The sequence below is a fragment of the Haloarcula sp. CBA1122 genome (assembly GCF_009741785.1).
Lineage (GTDB): Archaea > Halobacteriota > Halobacteria > Halobacteriales > Haloarculaceae > Haloarcula > Haloarcula hispanica.
In genome coordinates, this window is sequence record NZ_WPCB01000030.1 from 22,809 (window position 1) to 38,675 (window position 15,867).

The 15,867-nt window shown below is 64.0% G+C and carries 17 protein-coding genes and 1 tRNA gene; 11 read left to right on the top strand and 7 right to left on the bottom strand.

Annotated features, from left to right (window positions below):
- Genes nuoL through GJ630_RS12640 form a run of 3 tightly spaced genes read left to right on the top strand, consistent with a single transcriptional unit; the run spans position 1 to position 5,181 of the window.
- Positions 1-2,094, top strand: coding sequence for an NADH-quinone oxidoreductase subunit L (gene nuoL / locus GJ630_RS12630; RefSeq protein WP_014040789.1), 2,094 nt, complete (start codon positions 1-3; stop codon positions 2,092-2,094).
- Positions 2,095-3,630 carry a NuoM family protein gene (locus GJ630_RS12635; RefSeq protein ID WP_014040790.1) on the top strand — a complete coding sequence of 512 codons (1,536 nt, stop codon included), beginning with the start codon at positions 2,095-2,097 and terminating at the stop codon, positions 3,628-3,630.
- Positions 3,631-5,181 carry an NADH-quinone oxidoreductase subunit N gene (locus tag GJ630_RS12640; RefSeq protein WP_191449990.1) on the top strand — a complete coding sequence of 517 codons (1,551 nt, stop codon included), beginning with the start codon at positions 3,631-3,633 and terminating at the stop codon, positions 5,179-5,181.
- 45 nt (positions 5,182-5,226) lie between these two features.
- Here GJ630_RS12640 and GJ630_RS12645 read toward each other — a convergent pair whose 3' ends face one another.
- On the bottom strand, positions 5,227-6,174 hold the full coding sequence (locus GJ630_RS12645) for an MBL fold metallo-hydrolase (RefSeq protein WP_008313026.1): 948 nt from the start codon (positions 6,172-6,174) through the stop codon (positions 5,227-5,229).
- Between the two features lie 148 nt (positions 6,175-6,322).
- Between GJ630_RS12645 and GJ630_RS12650 the strand changes: the two genes are divergently transcribed.
- The 5 genes from GJ630_RS12650 to GJ630_RS12670 all read left to right on the top strand — a co-directional run bounded on the left by GJ630_RS12650 (position 6,323) and on the right by GJ630_RS12670 (position 8,965).
- Positions 6,323-6,592 carry a hypothetical protein gene (locus tag GJ630_RS12650; protein ID WP_008313024.1) on the top strand — a complete coding sequence of 90 codons (270 nt, stop codon included), beginning with the start codon at positions 6,323-6,325 and terminating at the stop codon, positions 6,590-6,592.
- Positions 6,593-6,640: 48 nt separating this feature from the next.
- A tRNA-Val gene (locus GJ630_RS12655) sits at positions 6,641-6,715 on the top strand.
- A 335-nt stretch (positions 6,716-7,050) separates the two neighbouring features.
- On the top strand, positions 7,051-7,800 hold the full coding sequence (locus tag GJ630_RS12660; RefSeq protein WP_050036771.1) for a pirin family protein: 750 nt from the start codon (positions 7,051-7,053) through the stop codon (positions 7,798-7,800).
- A 96-nt stretch (positions 7,801-7,896) separates the two neighbouring features.
- On the top strand, positions 7,897-8,457 hold the full coding sequence (locus GJ630_RS12665; protein WP_014040793.1) for an NAD(P)/FAD-dependent oxidoreductase: 561 nt from the start codon (positions 7,897-7,899) through the stop codon (positions 8,455-8,457).
- Positions 8,458-8,551: 94 nt separating this feature from the next.
- Positions 8,552-8,965, top strand: coding sequence for a DoxX family membrane protein (locus GJ630_RS12670; RefSeq protein WP_007190793.1), 414 nt, complete (start codon positions 8,552-8,554; stop codon positions 8,963-8,965).
- Positions 8,966-8,985: 20 nt separating this feature from the next.
- Here GJ630_RS12670 and GJ630_RS12675 read toward each other — a convergent pair whose 3' ends face one another.
- From GJ630_RS12675 to GJ630_RS12690, 4 genes are all read right to left on the bottom strand, one after another.
- A complete protein-coding gene (locus tag GJ630_RS12675; RefSeq protein WP_050007154.1) occupies positions 8,986-9,600 on the bottom strand; it encodes a TetR/AcrR family transcriptional regulator in 615 nt (204 codons plus the stop codon).
- Positions 9,601-9,709: 109 nt separating this feature from the next.
- Positions 9,710-10,057 (bottom strand): TRAM domain-containing protein, encoded by a 348-nt coding sequence (locus GJ630_RS12680; RefSeq protein ID WP_151103574.1) that lies wholly within the window; start codon positions 10,055-10,057, stop codon positions 9,710-9,712.
- Between the two features lie 54 nt (positions 10,058-10,111).
- On the bottom strand, positions 10,112-10,489 hold the full coding sequence (locus GJ630_RS12685; RefSeq protein ID WP_050007156.1) for a hypothetical protein: 378 nt from the start codon (positions 10,487-10,489) through the stop codon (positions 10,112-10,114).
- Positions 10,490-10,564: 75 nt separating this feature from the next.
- A complete protein-coding gene (locus tag GJ630_RS12690) occupies positions 10,565-11,806 on the bottom strand; it encodes a hypothetical protein (protein WP_191449991.1) in 1,242 nt (413 codons plus the stop codon).
- Between the two features lie 118 nt (positions 11,807-11,924).
- On the opposite strand from GJ630_RS12690, the gene GJ630_RS12695 reads away from it, so the two are divergent.
- Complete coding sequence (locus GJ630_RS12695; RefSeq protein WP_191449992.1) at positions 11,925-12,368, top strand: DUF6653 family protein; 444 nt, start codon at positions 11,925-11,927, stop codon at positions 12,366-12,368.
- A gap of 54 nt (positions 12,369-12,422) precedes the next feature.
- On the opposite strand, the gene GJ630_RS12700 is transcribed toward GJ630_RS12695, so the two are convergent.
- Positions 12,423-13,469, bottom strand: a complete 1,047-nt coding sequence (locus tag GJ630_RS12700) for a phytoene/squalene synthase family protein (protein WP_014040800.1) — start codon at positions 13,467-13,469, stop codon at positions 12,423-12,425.
- Between the two features lie 136 nt (positions 13,470-13,605).
- Here GJ630_RS12700 and GJ630_RS12705 point away from each other — a divergent pair, with 136 nt between their 5' ends.
- Positions 13,606-13,848 carry a hypothetical protein gene (locus GJ630_RS12705; RefSeq protein ID WP_014040801.1) on the top strand — a complete coding sequence of 81 codons (243 nt, stop codon included), beginning with the start codon at positions 13,606-13,608 and terminating at the stop codon, positions 13,846-13,848.
- A gap of 140 nt (positions 13,849-13,988) precedes the next feature.
- The gene (locus GJ630_RS12710) at positions 13,989-15,326 is read left to right on the top strand and encodes a glycoside hydrolase family 68 protein (RefSeq protein WP_191449993.1); all 1,338 of its coding nucleotides are present in this window, start codon (positions 13,989-13,991) and stop codon (positions 15,324-15,326) included.
- A 44-nt stretch (positions 15,327-15,370) separates the two neighbouring features.
- Here the strand turns inward: GJ630_RS12710 and GJ630_RS12715 are convergent.
- Positions 15,371-15,867, bottom strand: a 497-nt coding sequence (locus GJ630_RS12715; protein WP_197427651.1) for a GH32 C-terminal domain-containing protein, incomplete at its 5' end; no start/stop codon positions are given.

Consider the following 15,867-nt stretch of genomic DNA (forward strand, 5'->3'; position numbering starts at 1 on the left):
ATGGCTGCATTCACATACGCTCCGGCGATTGTCCTGCTGCCGTTCGTATCGTTCCTCGTCGCGCTGTTTGCCGGCGACCGCATGCCGAAAGGCGGCGCGCTCGCGGGCATCACCGCGACGGGTGGATCGCTCCTGCTGTCGATCTGGGTCGCGCTGACGGTAGCCGGCGGTGAGGTTCACAACGAGATACTGTACCAGTGGACCACGAGCGTCGAGTCGCTCCAGCTTAACTTCGGACTCCTGCTGGACCCGCTGTCGGCGCTCATGCTGCTTATCGTCTGTCTCATCTCGTTCCTCGTCCACATCTTCTCGCTCGGGTATATGAACGACGAGGGCGAGACCGGTCTCCCGCGCTATTACGCCGGGCTCGGCCTGTTTACGGCGAGCATGCTCGGGTTCGTCGTCGCCAACAACCTCCTGATGGCGTTCATGTTCTTCGAGCTGGTGGGCCTGTGTTCGTACCTGCTCATCGGCTTCTGGTTCCGTGACGACGGCCCGCCGAGCGCCGCGAAGAAGGCGTTCCTGGTCACCCGTTTCGGTGACTACTTCTTCCTCATCGGCGTCGTCGGCATCTTCGCCACCTTCGGGACCGGTCTCTTCGCCCCCATTACGCAGGGCGGCGAAGTGGTCGCCGAGAGCTTCCCGATGCTTGCCGAACACGCCATCGTTGACGGCGAGACCGAAGGCATCGCGATGCTTGAGACAGTCGGCATGGGGCCACAGCAATGGTTCACCGTGCTCGGCCTCCTCGTGCTTGGCGGCGTCGTCGGCAAGTCCGCGCAGTTCCCGCTGCACACGTGGCTGCCCGACGCCATGGAAGGTCCGACGCCGGTCTCGGCCCTGATTCACGCAGCGACGATGGTCGCAGCTGGTGTGTACCTCGTCGCGCGTATGTACGGCTTCTACGCGCTTTCGCCGACGGCACTGGCCGTCATCGCCCTTATCGGCGGCTTCACCGCGTTGTTCGCGGCGACGATGGGTCTGGTCAAACAGGAGATCAAGCAGGTACTCGCGTACTCCACCATTTCCCAGTACGGGTACATGATGCTCGCGCTGGGCTCGGGTGGCTACATCGCTGCCGTCTTCCACCTGACGACCCACGCCGTGTTCAAGGCGCTCCTGTTCCTCGGCGCGGGGTCGGTCATCATTGCCATGCACCACAACGAGAATATGTGGGACATGGGCGGCCTGAAAGACCGGATGCCGGTGACCTACTGGACGTTCCTTGCCGGCTCGCTCGCGCTCGCTGGCATCGTTCCCTTCGCCGGCTTCTGGTCCAAAGACGAGGTGCTGTACGAGGCGCTTATCCACGGCTTCGGCACTGAGGGTGGTCTCGGCACGGCCTACCTCGTCGCGTACGCGATGGGGCTGCTGGCCGTGTTCTTCACCGGCTTCTACACCTTCCGGATGGTGTACCTGACCTTCCACGGTGACGCCCGCTCGGACACCGCGCGTGACCCCGAGCCCGTCCGCTGGAATGTCAAGGGCCCGCTGACGGTGCTTGGGATTCTCGCGACGACGATCGGGTTTATCAACATGGCTCCGGTCGCGAAGCTCACCGGTGCCCACATCGACTTCCTCCACAAGTGGCTGACCGGGCCGGAGAACGGTGGCTGGCCTGCGGCGCTCAACACTGGACTGCACCACTACGAGGGTCTCCTGCACGATGTTTCACACGTTGTGAAGGGCTACCCGCTTGGAGAGACGCCGACACTGCTCGCTTCTGCAGGCGTCTCGCTCGGGCTGGCACTCGCCGGTGTGTTCGTCGCTCGGAGCCTCTATGCCGGTGCCGACCCGGTCGAGCATACGGACAAGCTTGGCGGTCTGAAGACGCTACTCATGCACAACTACTACCAGGACGAATATCAGGTGTGGCTCGCGACGGGTGTCACCTACCCGCTCGCCCGTGTGATGAACAAGTTTGACCAGGGTGTCGTTGACGGCGTCGTCAACGGCATCTCCAGCGTGAGCCTGTTCGGCGGCAGCCGCATCCGACGCATCCAGTCCGGCGTCGTCAGCAACTACGCGACGCTGTTGACGCTTGGACTCGTGCTCTTGCTTGCTGCCTTCGGCATCATGGGAGGGTGGTTCTAGATGTGGGTCGCTGCACTGCTGCTCGTGACCCTGCTGGGAACCGGCCTCGTGTTCCTCTCGCCTGACCGGTACGCCGGAAAGCTCGCCGCGGCCGTCAGTGCGGTGCCGGCGCTTGGCAGCATCTACATGTATTGGGTGTACCTCACGCAGTACGGCGGGACGGGCAACGCACTGCTGTCGCCCGCCGACATCGCGTTCGGCCAGCAGATCCCGTGGATCACGCTGGGTGAGCTGGAAGTGTCGTACTACGTCGGCCTCGACGGCATCAGCATGCCGCTGCTCGCGCTGACGACGGTGCTGACGACGCTCGCCATCGTGTCCGCGTGGACGCCCATCGACGAGCGCCAGTCCCAGTTCTACGGGCTGATGCTGTTCATGGAAGTGAGCCTCATCGGCGTGTTCTCCGCGCTCGATTTCTTCCTCTGGTTCGTCTTCTGGGAGGGCGTCCTCATCCCGATGTACCTGCTCATCGGTGTCTGGGGCGGCCCGCGCCGGAAGTACGCCGCGATCAAGTTCTTCGTCTACACGAACGTGGCGTCGCTGATCATGTTCGCGGGGCTGTTCGCGCTCGTGTTCAGCACCGACCTCACGTCGCTGTCCCTGCCCGCGATGGCCGAGGCGTTCCGCACCGCGAGCGGGCTGCCGACCATCGCCGGCGTGAACCTGATGACCATCTCGTTTATCCTGATGTTCTTCGGGTTCGCGGTGAAGGTGCCCGTCTTCCCGCTGCACACATGGCTGCCCGACGCACACGTCGAGGCCCCGACGCCGGTGTCGGTCATGCTGGCCGGTGTCCTGCTGAAGATGGGGACCTACGCGCTGCTGCGGTTCAACTTCACGATGCTCGCTGACACGGCGCGCCAGCTCGCCGTTCCGCTGGCTATCATCGGCGTTGTCAGCGTCATCTACGGCGCGATGCTCGCGCTGGCACAGCGTGACCTCAAACGCATCGTCGCCTACTCCTCGATTTCGTCGATGGGCTACGTCATCCTGGGCCTGGTCGCGTTCACGCCCTACGGCATGGGCGGGGCGACCTTCCAGATGATCGCCCACGGCCTCATCTCGGGGCTGATGTTCATGTGTGTCGGCGTTATCTACAACACGACGCACACGCGCATGGTCGGCGACATGTCCGGCCTCGCGGACCGCATGCCCTGGACGGTTGGCATCTTCGTCGCCGCCGCCTTCGGCTACATGGGCCTGCCGCTGATGGCCGGCTTCGCCGGGGAGTACTTCATCTTCCAGGGTTCGTTCAACGCGCCGACACTCGGCGGGGCTGCACCGGTGTTAACCTCGCTGGCGATGTTCGGCATCGTCATCGTGGCCGGCTACCTGCTGTGGGCCATGCAGCGCACGCTGTTCGGGGCCTTCAGTCTGGAGACGGACTACGAGGTCAGCCCGGCCGCGTTCCACGACGTCGCGCCGCTGGCCGTGTTGCTCCTGCTGGTCATCGCACTCGGTGTCGCACCGGACCTCTCCTTTGCCATGATACAGGACTCGATTTCACCGGTTCTCGAAATCGGAGGTGGTGCATAGATGGTCGCACTCCCTGACTGGATGGCGCTCGCCCCGGCACTTTCGCTGGGCCTCGCCTCTCTGGTGTTGCTGCTAGCGGACTCGATCGACCCGGACACGACGAACACGGGGCTTCTGGCCGGCATCTCGGTGCTCGGCTCCCTGCTTTCCTTCGGGTTCGCCGGCTGGTTTATCACCGCCGGCACCGGCATCGCCGATAGCACTGGCGTCGCACTGTTCAACAACCAGCTCGTCGTCGATCAGATGGCCCTGTTTTTCATGGCCATCGTCGGCAGCGTCACGACGCTGGTCGTGCTCGCGAGCTACGACTACGTCGCCGAACACAGCTACCAGGCCGAGTTCTTCGCGCTGGTCCTGCTGTCCGCGACTGGGATGAGCCTCCTCAGTGCGGCCAACAGCCTGGCAACGGCCTTCGTCGCACTCGAGCTGGTGTCGCTACCGTCCTACGCGCTCGTCGCCTTCCTCAAGGAGAACAAGGGCAGCGTCGAGGCGGGACTGAAGTACTTCCTCATCGGCGCGGTGTCTTCGGCGGTGCTGGCCTACGGCATCTCGCTGGTGTACGCTGCAACGGGCGTGCTTCGGTTTGACGGCGTCGCAACCGCTATCTCCAGTGGCACGATCCAGACCATCTCCGAGGGGTCGATACAGGCCCAGTCCGGTGACCCTGCCGTCCCGATGGCTATCCTCGGCGTCGGTATCCTGATGATTATCGGCGGCGTCGCGTTCAAGACGGCTTCCGTGCCGTTCCACTTCTGGGCACCCGAGGCGTACGAGGGCGCGCCAGCGCCGATCTCGGCGTTCCTCTCCTCGGCGTCGAAGGCCGCCGGCTTCGTGCTGGCGTTCCGCGTCTTCGCCGTCGCCTTCCCGATCGGTGACCTGCTCGCCGCCGGCGGCGCGATCAACTGGGTGATGGCGTTCCAGATCCTCGCCATCGCGACGATGTTCATCGGGAACTTCGCCGCCGCGACCCAGGAGACGGTCAAGCGGATGCTGGCCTACTCCAGTGTCGGCCACGCCGGCTACGTCCTCATCGGACTCGCCGCCGTGTCCGGCTCCGGTGAGGGACTGAGTCTCAGCATGAGTGCGGGGATGTCCCACCTGCTCGTCTACGGCTTCATGAACACGGGCGCGTTCCTGTTCATCGCGCTGGCCGAGTACTGGGGCGTCGGCCGCCGCTTCGAGGACTACAACGGCCTCGGCAAGGAAGCGCCGGTCGCCTGCGCGGCGATGACGGTGTTCCTGTTCAGCCTCGCCGGCCTGCCGATCGGCGGCGGGTTCTTCTCGAAGTTCTACCTGTTCCAGGCGACGCTCAACGTCAGCGCGTGGTCGCTGGCCGCCGCGCTCATCATCAACAGCGCGCTCAGCCTGTTCTACTACTCCCGCGTCGTCAAGGCGATGTGGATCGAGGAACCGACCGGCAGCCGGACCATCGAGTCGTACCCGATGGGGCTGTACACCGCTGTGGTGGGCGCCGCCATCGTGACGGTGCTCCTGCTGCCCGGCTTCAACCGCGTCTCCGAGATCGCGTTCCAGGCAGCGCAGTTGCTGTAGTCTGACGCCTGGCTATTTTCTTTCTCACACGCTTGTTAGCGAGGCTTACGCCGACTCGTAGACGAACACGCCGCCACTCTCGCGCTTCTCGACGCGGTCGGTGACTTCGAGTACGTCCAGGTGGCCGACAGCCTCGCTCATCCCAGCGAAGTACTCCGTAGCGGGCAGGTCCCCGAACAGCGCCGTCATCACGTCACTGGGTGTCGTCGCCCCGCCGGAGACGATGTCGGCGACCTCCGCGGTGCGCTGGTCGTGTTCCGCGAGGATGTCGTCGATGCGTTCCTGCGGTGATGCAACGGGCTCGCGGTGGCCGGTGAGAAAACGGTCGTGGCCCTGCTCGCGGAGCCACCGGAGCGAGTCGTTGAACGCCGGCAGCACCCGCGGGCGCGTCCCGCTCTCGTCGGGCACCTGCAGGAACGGGTTGGGCGTGATGTCGCCCAGCACGTTGTCGCCGACGATCGCCTCACGGCGACCCTGAAAGTCGTACGAGAAGATGATTTCGCCGGCGGAGTGGCCCTGTACGGTGTCGACCGTGAGTTCTGTGTCGTCGACGGTAGCGATATCACCAGCCGCGAGCGCGCGGTCGGTATCGACGCTCTGGGCGTAGGGCAGGAACGCTTCCGGTAGCTGTGTGACCGTCTCGGCAGTCTCGCGTGAGACGCCACACCGCTCGAAGAAATCCGCGAAATAGGACTGTTCAGTGTGTAGCTGCGCCGCGAAATCGCGCATGATATCGGCTGCCGGCTCGCTGGCGAGGACACGCGCCCCCCGCTCGGCGAACCGGTTTGCCATGCCGAAATGGTCCGGATGCGGATGTGTGACCAGTACCTGCTCGATGTCATCCGGCGACAGCTCGCGTGCTTCAAGCGCCTCAACCAGACGCGACCACGCTTCCTCGCTGTCGGGTCCCGGATCGACGATGGTTCGTCGCGCGATATATGCATTGACTGGCCCGACCTGAAACGGCGTGGGAATCGATACCCGTGTGAACATGTCTCCCCGTTGCAGGTGCCGGCGCAAAACAGTTCGTACCCGCGGGACACGTTTACCATCGTGGCCGCTCGCAGTCCCTCGATCAGCCGTGATTGGGGACTGTGTTCCGGGCACAAGAGATATATTCGTCCTTCGCGTAAGGTCATATATGAACAAGCACTTCGAAGACGCACGATACTACCTGAAGCGCGCCGGCAAGACCGCCACCAAGGGCGTCAAGGAAGAACTCGAACCGGTCGAGGAACGGTTCCGAGAGCTTACTGGGAAGGAAGCCGAGCCCGAACCCAGCCGACTGGAGGCCGTCAAGGCTGACCTGAAAGAACTGCAGGGGAAAGCCGAAGGCGAAGCCGAGGAAGCGATCGCTGACGCCCGCAAAAAGATCGGCGAGTACCGCGGGAAGGAAGAGCCGGAAGCGTAGTCGGAAAGCAATTCTTAAGGGATACGCTCGAATAGAGTCGAGTGCATCGGGTTGGTGATCTAGTTCGGTTATGATACCTCCTTCACACGGAGGAAGTCGGCGGTTCGAATCCGCCCCAACCCATTCTTGTGACGAACAGGCGTGAGGAGCAGAATGGTCCGGCGGATTCGGACCCTGCGAGACGAACGCAGTGAGTCTCGCTTCGGTGAGAATCTGCCCCAACCCATACGCTCGCTTCACACTTTTGAAGGACAGAATACCACTGTATGAGGCTGTGCTACGGCAGTTTCCATCGAGGCCAGTAGTACACGGAGAGAGGGGTTTGCCCGTCTGCAGGGCTTTGTTCCACCCGCGAGAGCGGATTCGATACCGGTGACGGCAGTGTCACCGAACCAAGGCCAGCGGGTGATTGCAGTTCACTCCCGACAGTTTTTACCGCTCGGTAAACAAGGAGCGGTATGACCGAGAGCGAGTCACAGGCGTCGACTGACGGACCGATTCCTGGAGAGATGGTCCGGCATGGAACGGGCGTGAATTCGAACCGTGCGTTCCCGACGGACAGCTATCCGTACAATCTGGACCCATTTGTCCTGTTTGAACAGTTCTATATCGACCCTGACACGGGGTTTCCGATGCATCCCCACCGCGGCTTCGAAATCGTCTCGTACATGATCGAAGGCGGGATGGAACACGAAGACTCGCTCGGCGTCGCAAACACTGCATACGAGAACGATGCGATGCGAATTACAACCGGAAGCGGGATACGTCACTCCGAATTCCCCGCGGATGGGCAGGCCTGTACCGGACTCCAGCTCTGGGTAAATCTGCCGCAGGCGGTGAAGGACGCTGACCCGGATTACGTCGACGCGACGGCCGACATGCTTCCGACGGAAGAACAGGACGGCGCGACGGTCACGACAGTTGTCGGCGAGGGCTCGCCGATCAGCCTCTATACGCCGATGGAGTATCTGGACGTTTCCGTAACCGACGCGTGGACGTGGTCGGTTCCGGCGGAGTGGTCCGGGTTCCTCTACGGTGTCGCCGGTAGCGGGACGGTCGAGGGGCATTCGTTCACTGACGGTGATGTTCTACCGGTCACTGACGCACGGTCAGTGACACTCCGGGGCAATGAGTCGCTCCGTGTCGTCGCCGTCTCGGGCCGTCCGCACGGCGAGTCGATCCGACAGCGCGGGCCGTACGTTCTTTGAGTGGGCAGCGTTACGTGGTTGAGAGCCACCTGTGAGCTTCCGGCCGAATTTTACCAGATGGTAAGACTCTTTTATTGGTGGCCCCTGGCTTGAGACATGGCAGATGTAGCAGTTGTCGGCGGCGGCCCCGCCGGACTGAGTGCGGCACAGTACGCTGCGAAGAACGACCTCGAAACGATCACTTTCGACACGGACGAGTCGTGGATGCACAAGGCACACCTGTTCAACTACCCCGGCGTGCGATCCATCAGCGGCGACGAGTTCCTCACCATCGCTCGCGGGCAGACCCGCGACCGTGGCGCGACGCTGCACGAGACGGAAGTCACCGATATCGAACAGACCGACGACGGGTTCGTCCTGTCGACAGCCGACGACGAGTACACCGCGGAGTACGTCGTCCTCGCGACTGGTGGCGACCGGAGCCTCGCCGAGGACCTCGGCTGTGAATTCACCGATGAGGATGTCGTCAACGTGACCGTCGACATGGAAACGTCGGTCGAGAACGTGTACGCGACCGGTGCGATGGGTCGGGCGGAGAAGTGGCAGGCAGTCATCGCGGCCGGTGACGGCGCGGCCGCCGTCCTCGACATTCTCTCGAAGGAAAAGGGCGAGTACTACCACGACTTCGACATGCCGTCGGACGTGCCGGAGCTCTAACGATGCAGCCAGAATTTACTACCACAATGAATCCAGCTACTACTTCGATCCGAACTGTTGAAGCTGTCCGTACAGTCCCGGTGGTGAGTTTGTGATGGCACCCGAACTCAACGTCGTGTTGCTCGTCGCCGGCCGTGTCCTCTTCGGCGGCGTGCTCGCCTTTACGGGCCTGAGCCACTTTACGCAGACCGAACAGATGGCCGGCTACGCCGAGTACAAGGGCCTCCCGGCGCCGAGATTCTCCGTCCTCGCGTCCGGTGGGCTCCTCATCCTTGGCGGGCTCGGTGTGACCGTGGGTGTCTTCCCAGTCGTCGCAGCGGTCGCCCTCGCCGTGTTCCTCATCGTCTCGGCGGTTGCGATGCACGACTTCTGGGCCGTGCCGGACGAGGACCGGCAGGACGAACTGAACAGTTTCCTGAAGAACGTGACGCTTGCAGGCGGGGCGCTCGTCGTCGCGGCGTCGGCAACTGGAACATGGGCGCTCAGCGTCGGTATTAGCCCCCTCTGACGCTGCCTTTTCAGCCCAATCTACTGCGGCGGGTACAGCGAGTCGAGAATAAAGTCGTTGACGGCCCGCTTGGCCTCGTCGGGTGCGTCCTCGTGGCCAAGCGCAATCCGCCGGCCGCGGGCCGCGTGAATCACGTCCGTGATGAGCTGCCCCATCAGTTCAGCGTCAACATCGCGAAACGTGCCCTGCTCGACTCCGTCTTCGATGACTGTGGAGATGCTTTTGCGAAGTCGGTCGTAGTGCTCGTTGAACAGCGCCCGGTGCTCGTCGTCGTTTTGCGCGTAGGCGTACAGCTCGTGGTACACCTTCATCCGGTCCCAGTGTGAGAAGTCGTCGAATTCCGGACCGAACAGGCACCGGTCGATGCGGACATCGAGTTCTGTACGGGGGTCGGTTTCATCATCGACTTCGACACTGCCCTCGTACTGGTCGATAATGTATTCCAGAAACGAAGAGATCAGGTCGTACTTGCCGTCGAAATGATAGTGAATCACCTGCCGGGACATGTCCATCTCCTCGCCGATGTCCCGGACCCGCAAGTCCTTGTAGCCGTGCTTGCTCAGCGCCCGAAAGGTGGCCTCCATAATGACCTCCCGGGTGTCCTGTGGCGTGCTCTGCCCGTCCGATTCGCTCATGCCCTGTTTTATCGTGGTAGGCACATATCGGTTTCTCCCTCCGTCGGGACTGGCGATCCGTCGTCGAGCGGGACGTGCCTCGCCTCGAGGCTGTAACCGCTCCCCTCGCTCACGCACGTTCGACGAACCGAGCATCAGCGGAGGTGTGATCTCGGTTGAACGACAGCACCTTCGCCCGGATCACGTCGCCGGCCGACACAGACGACGGCACGTCCTCGGTGAACAGGACGAATCCCTCGACTTTCCCGACGGCGACGCGGTCGCCGGAGTGGTGGTCGCTGAATTCGGTGACGCCGAACTCGTAGGTCTCGCCGAGTTCGACCGGCGGTTCTCGCTCCTGTGCGGCCTCGTGGGCGCGTTTCGACGCACTCCCTCCGGAGCGGCGAGTGATCGCAAACGCCAGCGCGAGGCCCACGGCGAGGGCGGCCCCGCCAGCGGCGAGCCAGATCGGTTCCATGCCAGAGGTTGCAGGACGAACGGATTAATACCTTTCAGAGTCCGACGGGCGTGCTCACAATCCGAGGCGGTCCAAGAGGCCGCCACTGGAGTCCGAGCTCCCGTCTTCGGAGTCCCACTCCGTCGGTAGCTCGGCCGCGAGTGACGTGACCTCGTCGTCGCTGTAGCGGGGGTCCGTCGTCGCGTCGTCCAGCCAGTCCGCCCACTCTTCGGCCGTCATCTGACCCTGTGAATCGACTTCCCACTGGTCGACGAGCGCCTCCCGGTCGCGGAACGGGATGTCCATGCCGCTGTCGCCCCAGTACAGCGGGGAGAGCGCGAATTCGTGGGTGTCATCCTCCAGCCAGACGAGCCGGTAGGGGTAGTCGTTGTAGCAGAACACGTCGTCCGGCGAGACGACATCGCCGTTGGGGAGCTCCAGGGTCTGAGACATTGTATCACAGTAGGGGCTACCCACGCTTCAGCGTTATGTGTCGGTAGAGCTACTGGAGCGCCTGGATGCCCGCCGCTACGCGAGCGGGTCACACAGCGCCCACTCGTCCGTCTCAGGGTCGAGATTCGAGGGTTCTGCGCCCCGGTCAGTCACGATGCCGGCGTGGTAGTAGATCGCCTTCAGCTGGAACACAGTGGGGGAGTGATAGACGCTACCGTCAGTAAGCTCCGAGCGGCGGAGTTCGCCGTCGCCGGTCAACACCCGCTGGCGGACGGTCTCGTCGCCGCGGAGGAACAGTTCGACAGTGAACTCGGGGTGCAGCGCGTGGAGGTACGCCACGAACTCGACGAGCGACGGGGAGCCGTAGCCGTCCCGGTGGCAGGCGTAGAGCCCGTCGACGAGGAGGTCCGTGGCCGGATAGTCGGAGACGACACGGCGGACGAGCTGGCCCCACTGTGGCGCGATGTCGATGAATCGCTTGCGGGACCGCTGCCAGTCCTCGAACCGGCGGAGTGCGGCGTCGATGTCGCCGACTGTCCGGAGCGCGAACCGGACAACCTCCCGACCCAGCGGCGTCAACGTGAGCGACCCCTGGCCGGCGTCAACCAGATTCAGGAACTCCGCGCCAGCGATAGCGCCGTCGACGGCCCCGACGACGTGGCTGGCAAGCAGGTCCCGCGCGTCGCCGTCGTGGTAGACGGCCAGCGGGACTGCGACGTAGTTCTTCGGATGGTTGAGCCCGAAGTTCTGGTCGGCGACGCCCTGGGCGCTGGCCTGGAACCGGATCGCCGAGGCGGCGTCCATCGACCCGTGACCGACCACGCGGGGCCGTTCCAGCACTGAGACCGTGCCGTCGGATTCGACGCCCAGTACGCCGACGTTCAGCTCGCGGGCCATCGTCCGCGCGGCGGTGGAGATGCCGCTCCGGGGGGCGGTCAGGAAGGCGACGTTCGCCTCGTTGAGCCGGTCGTGGGCCTGGACGACCCCGTGCTCGGCGTCGACGCCGCCGTTGCCGGTGTACCCCTTCGCCTCGACGACGATCAGCGGCGGCCGGTCACTGAGCCGGTCGACGGACAGCAGGTCCGTCGAGAGCGTCTGCACGCCAACGAGATCGGGATAGCCCGTTCCGACCCGGACGTGGTTGAACGGTGCGAGCGTCGCCTGCACGGCCGCCTCGATAGGCGTTTCGTCCAGCCAGCGCTGCTGTGCGAACTGTGTGTCCGCGACGACGTAGGCGTCCTCGCGGTCCGCAAATAGCCGGTCTTTCGTCCGGGCGAGTACCTGTGGCTCGGAGAGCCCCGACGCCGCTGTGGCCATAGACGGCGTTCACACAGGGCGGACATGAGTGTTCTGTCCCCGGATAAGCAGATTGGCAAGCTTCGAGAGACACCTCGGTCTGCGGTAGTGTTATTATCTAACATGAGGAGCGGGACATATGACAGCACCACTACCGAACAGCGTACGGGACTGGTTCTGGAGCCGCCACTCGAACCCCAAGAGCGGCTGGTCGCGCGTTCCGACCGGCGCTGTCATTGTGTTCGCAGTGTATCAGCGTCGCTGGCGACTCTTGACCGCGGCGCTGCTGTGGACAGCTATCAACCCAATCCTGTTCGCGCCGCCGGACACCGAGGACGCTTGGATGACCCGCGCCGTGCTGGCAGAGCGGTGGTGGCTCAGGGAGCAGGACAACGGAACGATGGGCCTCGATTATCCGAACGTCTGTAACACCGGCGGCGCGCTGGCGTCGGCCATCGCTCTGTACGCTGCCTGGCGTCGCCGACCGGTCAGCGCCGCGGCCGCCACGCTGGCGATGAGCGGGCTGAAGCTCTGGTGGCTCCGTGAGATCGTACAGCAGTACGACAAACGCGGCCCGGAGTAGGCGGCGTTTGCGAAAGCGACAGGGCGTCGAAAAGAGGAATGTCTCTGCTGGTCGTCAGTACTGGTGGAGCGGCTGCTGGCGGATTTTCGCCCGCAACTCCCCGATTGAAGGGTCGCCGTCGCCGCCGAACTGCTGTGTCACGGAGTGGACCTCCTCGCGGGAGATCTTGACGTTCCCCTGCTCGATGACGTCGGCGGGCCGTTCGCGGAGTTCGCGGATCGTCCCGACGGCAAGCAGGAACGGAATCGCCCACGCGGAGAGCGTGTTGCCGCGGGTCTCCGGCATGGCTTCGAGCCACGCCTGCGCGTCGTCGAGGTACCCCTCCGCTCGCTTGGTGACCTGCTCGATGACGGGGACCAGCGAGTCGACGTTGTCGGTGTCGCTCACGTCGCTGTGGTCGAGCCCCTGCTCGTGGAGCAGTTCCAGCGGGAGGTAGACGTTGTTCTCCTCTTCCATGTCCGTCGCGGCGTCCTTGGCGACGTTGACGAGCTGGAGCAGGAGGGCAAACGAGCGGGCGTTTTCCTCCATCTGGGCGATCTGCTCGTCTGTGGCTTCGTGGGAGACCAGCCCGGTCACCAGCGTGCCGACGGTGCCGGCGGCGTACCAGCAGTACTCTTCGAGTTCGTCCAGCGTCTTGATTCGAAGTCCGCCGGCGTCGGCGTAGCGGTCGACGAACATCGCCATCCCATCGACGAGCTCCCGGACCGGCCCGCGGATGGTCTGCGTGGAGTGGTCGTCAAGCGTGTGAAACACGTCGACGATACGGCCCGCATTCTCGACGACTTCCCAGTCAGCGTTCGTCGTCGTGGGAATCCACTCCTCGACGGCGTCGTGGAACGATGACACGGTCGTCCCGCTCGACGGTTCGAGCGAGCGGCTGTATGTCTGCAGGAGTTCGGTCTGTACCGCTGGAGGGAGGTGGCCGGCGTCCTCGATCGTGTCAGCCACGCGGCAGAGAAGATAGCCCAGACAGATGTCCCGGGCCATCGGTTCGTTGAGTTCCGAAATTGTGAGACTAAACGTCCGCGACACACGATGGACGGCATCGTAGCACCACTCGATGTCTTCCGAAGACGACCGGTCTGTGTGGTTCTGAGACATTCCCGACATCCGGGGTAGGGCATACGATGATAAAAATGGGACGGCTACGGCGTCAGTCTCGTCCCAGTCACGGGTCGGTGTTCCGACAGACTCAGGAGTGTCCGAGCCTCATTTGTGGTATGAACGGCACAGTAACGTGGGGGCTGCGACCGTGAACAATCGGGACACAGCAGTGCTGGTGCTGACGGTTCTCGCTGCGATCATTCTACCCGGACTCGCGAACTGGGGGTTCAGCACGCTCGGCTACCCGTGGATCGGGAGCGCCGTCTGGGCGCTGGGGTACGGCCTCGGCGTCGTCTTCATCTGGCACGAGTGGGTCCGGCCGCTCGATATCACCGGTCCAGAGGGTGTCAGCGGCAGCGAGGACTCAAGCGAGTAATGTGCTGTTCGGCCCCCTTGACCTACCCACTATCAGTTTTCTCTGCTAGCGCCCGGCACTGTCGTATCGCATATATTTCATACAACACCCGTAGTACCCGCCTGGCAACATTTATACCCGTGGTCGGCCCAACGTGAGATATGACAAACGAGGCGCTCGGCGAGGGTCGTCCCGGAACGAAGGGGCGCGCCGGGTGGACACGCGAGCAGGCGAGTCGGATCGAGCGGACCGACGACACCGTTGCCCCCATCGTCTACCCGCCCGCGACCGAACAGATTCCGGAGGTCCACATCTGGGATACCTGGTTCCTCCGCAACCGCGACGGCACGCTGGCGACGGTCGACGGCTATCGGGTCTGTTTCTCGCTGACGGCTCCGTCCGACCTGTTGCCCGGCAAGCGCCACGACGTGGCGACCATCCGCTGTTTCTACTCCGATGACGGTCGCAACTGGCACAACGCCGGCCCGGTGTTCGAGGACGCACTGGGCCAGCGCCAGTGGGCCGGGTCCGCGCTGTACGACGACGACGGCAGTGTCTATCTATTTTATACTGCAGCCGGCGAGGAGGGAGCCGACGACCTGACCTACACGCAGCGCATCGTCGGCGCGGGCGGCGGCAGCATCGACACGGCAGACGGGTTCGTGCTTTCGGGTCCGTGGACCCACCACGAACTGCTCCAGCCAGACGGCGACCGTTACGAGCGCGAAGACCAGTCTCGCGGGATGATATACACCTTCCGCGACCCGTGGTTCTTCGAGGACCCCGAGACGGGCGAGACGTGGCTCCTGTTCGAAGCGAACACGCCGGTTCCGGAGGGGAGCGACGTCTGTGGTGGCGACGCCGCGTTACAGGAGTTCAACGGGAGCGTGGGCGTCGCCCGCTCGCCGACGGGCGACCCGCTGGAGTGGGACCTCGAAGACCCGCTGCTGGACGCCGTCGGCGTCAACCAGGAACTCGAACGGCCCCATATCGTGTATCGAGACGGCCTGTACTACCTGTTCATCTCCAGCCACCTCCACACGTTCGCGCCGGGACTGGAGGGGTTCGACGCGCTGTACGGCTTCGTCGCAGAGGATCTCCGCAGTGACTACGTCCCGCTGAACGAGTCCGGCCTCGTCGCCACGAACCCCGAGAACGCGCCGTTCCAGTCCTACTCGTGGATGGCGTTTCCCCACGACGACGAGGTACTGGTCCAGAGTTTCTTCAACTACTACGACTTCGACGGCGACACGCTGGACGAGATCGCCCATCTGTCCGAATCCGATCAGATGCGCCGGTTCGGCGGCTCGCTCGGCCCGACGCTCCGGCTTGAGGTGGAGGGGAGCCGGACACGCATTATCGGGTCGCTTGGGCACTGGCACATCCCGCTGGACGGCGAGACACTCCCACTGACGGACCGAGAGCTGATTCGGCGCGGGAAACGCAACGATACCAGTACCGGTGGCTACGGCGCGCGAACCGAGGCTGAGCGGAAGTAAAGCGTCTCAAAGCGGTCTTTTCACAGGAATTCGGCCGGGGCTGTCTACCAGACAGAGTCCAGGTCCCAGACGTCCAGCGACGCGATAGTGGCGCGACCGCCGTCGGCCGACAGCGAGATGCCGGTCGCATCATCGCGGGTCGGATACACGCGGCTGGTCAGGCAGTGGCGTTCGTTGGCGAACACTTCGACGACAGAGCCGTCGACGAAGACGCGCAGCGACAGCGGCGCGTCGTAGGGCTGGACTCGCATCGACTGTGTGTCGCCGGTCGCTTGAGGGTCGGTGCTCGAGGCCGACCGGTCGACGGCGATCTCGCTCTCGTAGGTGTACCGGATTGGCGTCCGCTCCTCGCTGTCCGGCGATTCGAGGACGGACAGCTCGACGGCTTCGGCGTCCTCCAGACGGACCGTGGCGCGAAGCTCGAACGACCGGCTCTCGACCGGCAACGCCTCGGTGTCGACGGGGCCGAGGCGAACGGCGTCGTAGCCGGTGTGCTCGCCCCGTAGCTCGGTGAGTTCCGGGGCCGGCCGCTGGCAGAGGC

What these genes read in the sequence shown, in the direction of transcription:
- GJ630_RS12680 (WP_151103574.1), bottom strand. Translation starts at nt 10,057, where the DNA reads ATGGAACCGATCTGGCTCGCCGCTGGCGGGGCCGCCCTCGCCGTGGGC.
- GJ630_RS12685 (WP_050007156.1), bottom strand. Translation starts at nt 10,489, where the DNA reads ATGTCTCAGACCCTGGAGCTCCCCAACGGCGATGTCGTCTCGCCGGAC.
- GJ630_RS12660 (WP_050036771.1), top strand. Translation starts at nt 7,051, where the DNA reads ATGACCGAGAGCGAGTCACAGGCGTCGACTGACGGACCGATTCCTGGA.
- GJ630_RS12650 (WP_008313024.1), top strand. Translation starts at nt 6,323, where the DNA reads ATGAACAAGCACTTCGAAGACGCACGATACTACCTGAAGCGCGCCGGC.
- GJ630_RS12640 (WP_191449990.1), top strand. Translation starts at nt 3,631, where the DNA reads ATGGTCGCACTCCCTGACTGGATGGCGCTCGCCCCGGCACTTTCGCTG.
- GJ630_RS12670 (WP_007190793.1), top strand. Translation starts at nt 8,552, where the DNA reads ATGGCACCCGAACTCAACGTCGTGTTGCTCGTCGCCGGCCGTGTCCTC.
- GJ630_RS12665 (WP_014040793.1), top strand. Translation starts at nt 7,897, where the DNA reads ATGGCAGATGTAGCAGTTGTCGGCGGCGGCCCCGCCGGACTGAGTGCG.
- GJ630_RS12675 (WP_050007154.1), bottom strand. Translation starts at nt 9,600, where the DNA reads ATGAGCGAATCGGACGGGCAGAGCACGCCACAGGACACCCGGGAGGTC.
- GJ630_RS12710 (WP_191449993.1), top strand. Translation starts at nt 13,989, where the DNA reads ATGACAAACGAGGCGCTCGGCGAGGGTCGTCCCGGAACGAAGGGGCGC.
- GJ630_RS12690 (WP_191449991.1), bottom strand. Translation starts at nt 11,806, where the DNA reads ATGGCCACAGCGGCGTCGGGGCTCTCCGAGCCACAGGTACTCGCCCGG.
- nuoL (WP_014040789.1), top strand. Translation starts at nt 1, where the DNA reads ATGGCTGCATTCACATACGCTCCGGCGATTGTCCTGCTGCCGTTCGTA.
- GJ630_RS12700 (WP_014040800.1), bottom strand. Translation starts at nt 13,469, where the DNA reads ATGTCTCAGAACCACACAGACCGGTCGTCTTCGGAAGACATCGAGTGG.
- GJ630_RS12695 (WP_191449992.1), top strand. Translation starts at nt 11,925, where the DNA reads ATGACAGCACCACTACCGAACAGCGTACGGGACTGGTTCTGGAGCCGC.
- GJ630_RS12645 (WP_008313026.1), bottom strand. Translation starts at nt 6,174, where the DNA reads ATGTTCACACGGGTATCGATTCCCACGCCGTTTCAGGTCGGGCCAGTC.
- GJ630_RS12635 (WP_014040790.1), top strand. Translation starts at nt 2,095, where the DNA reads ATGTGGGTCGCTGCACTGCTGCTCGTGACCCTGCTGGGAACCGGCCTC.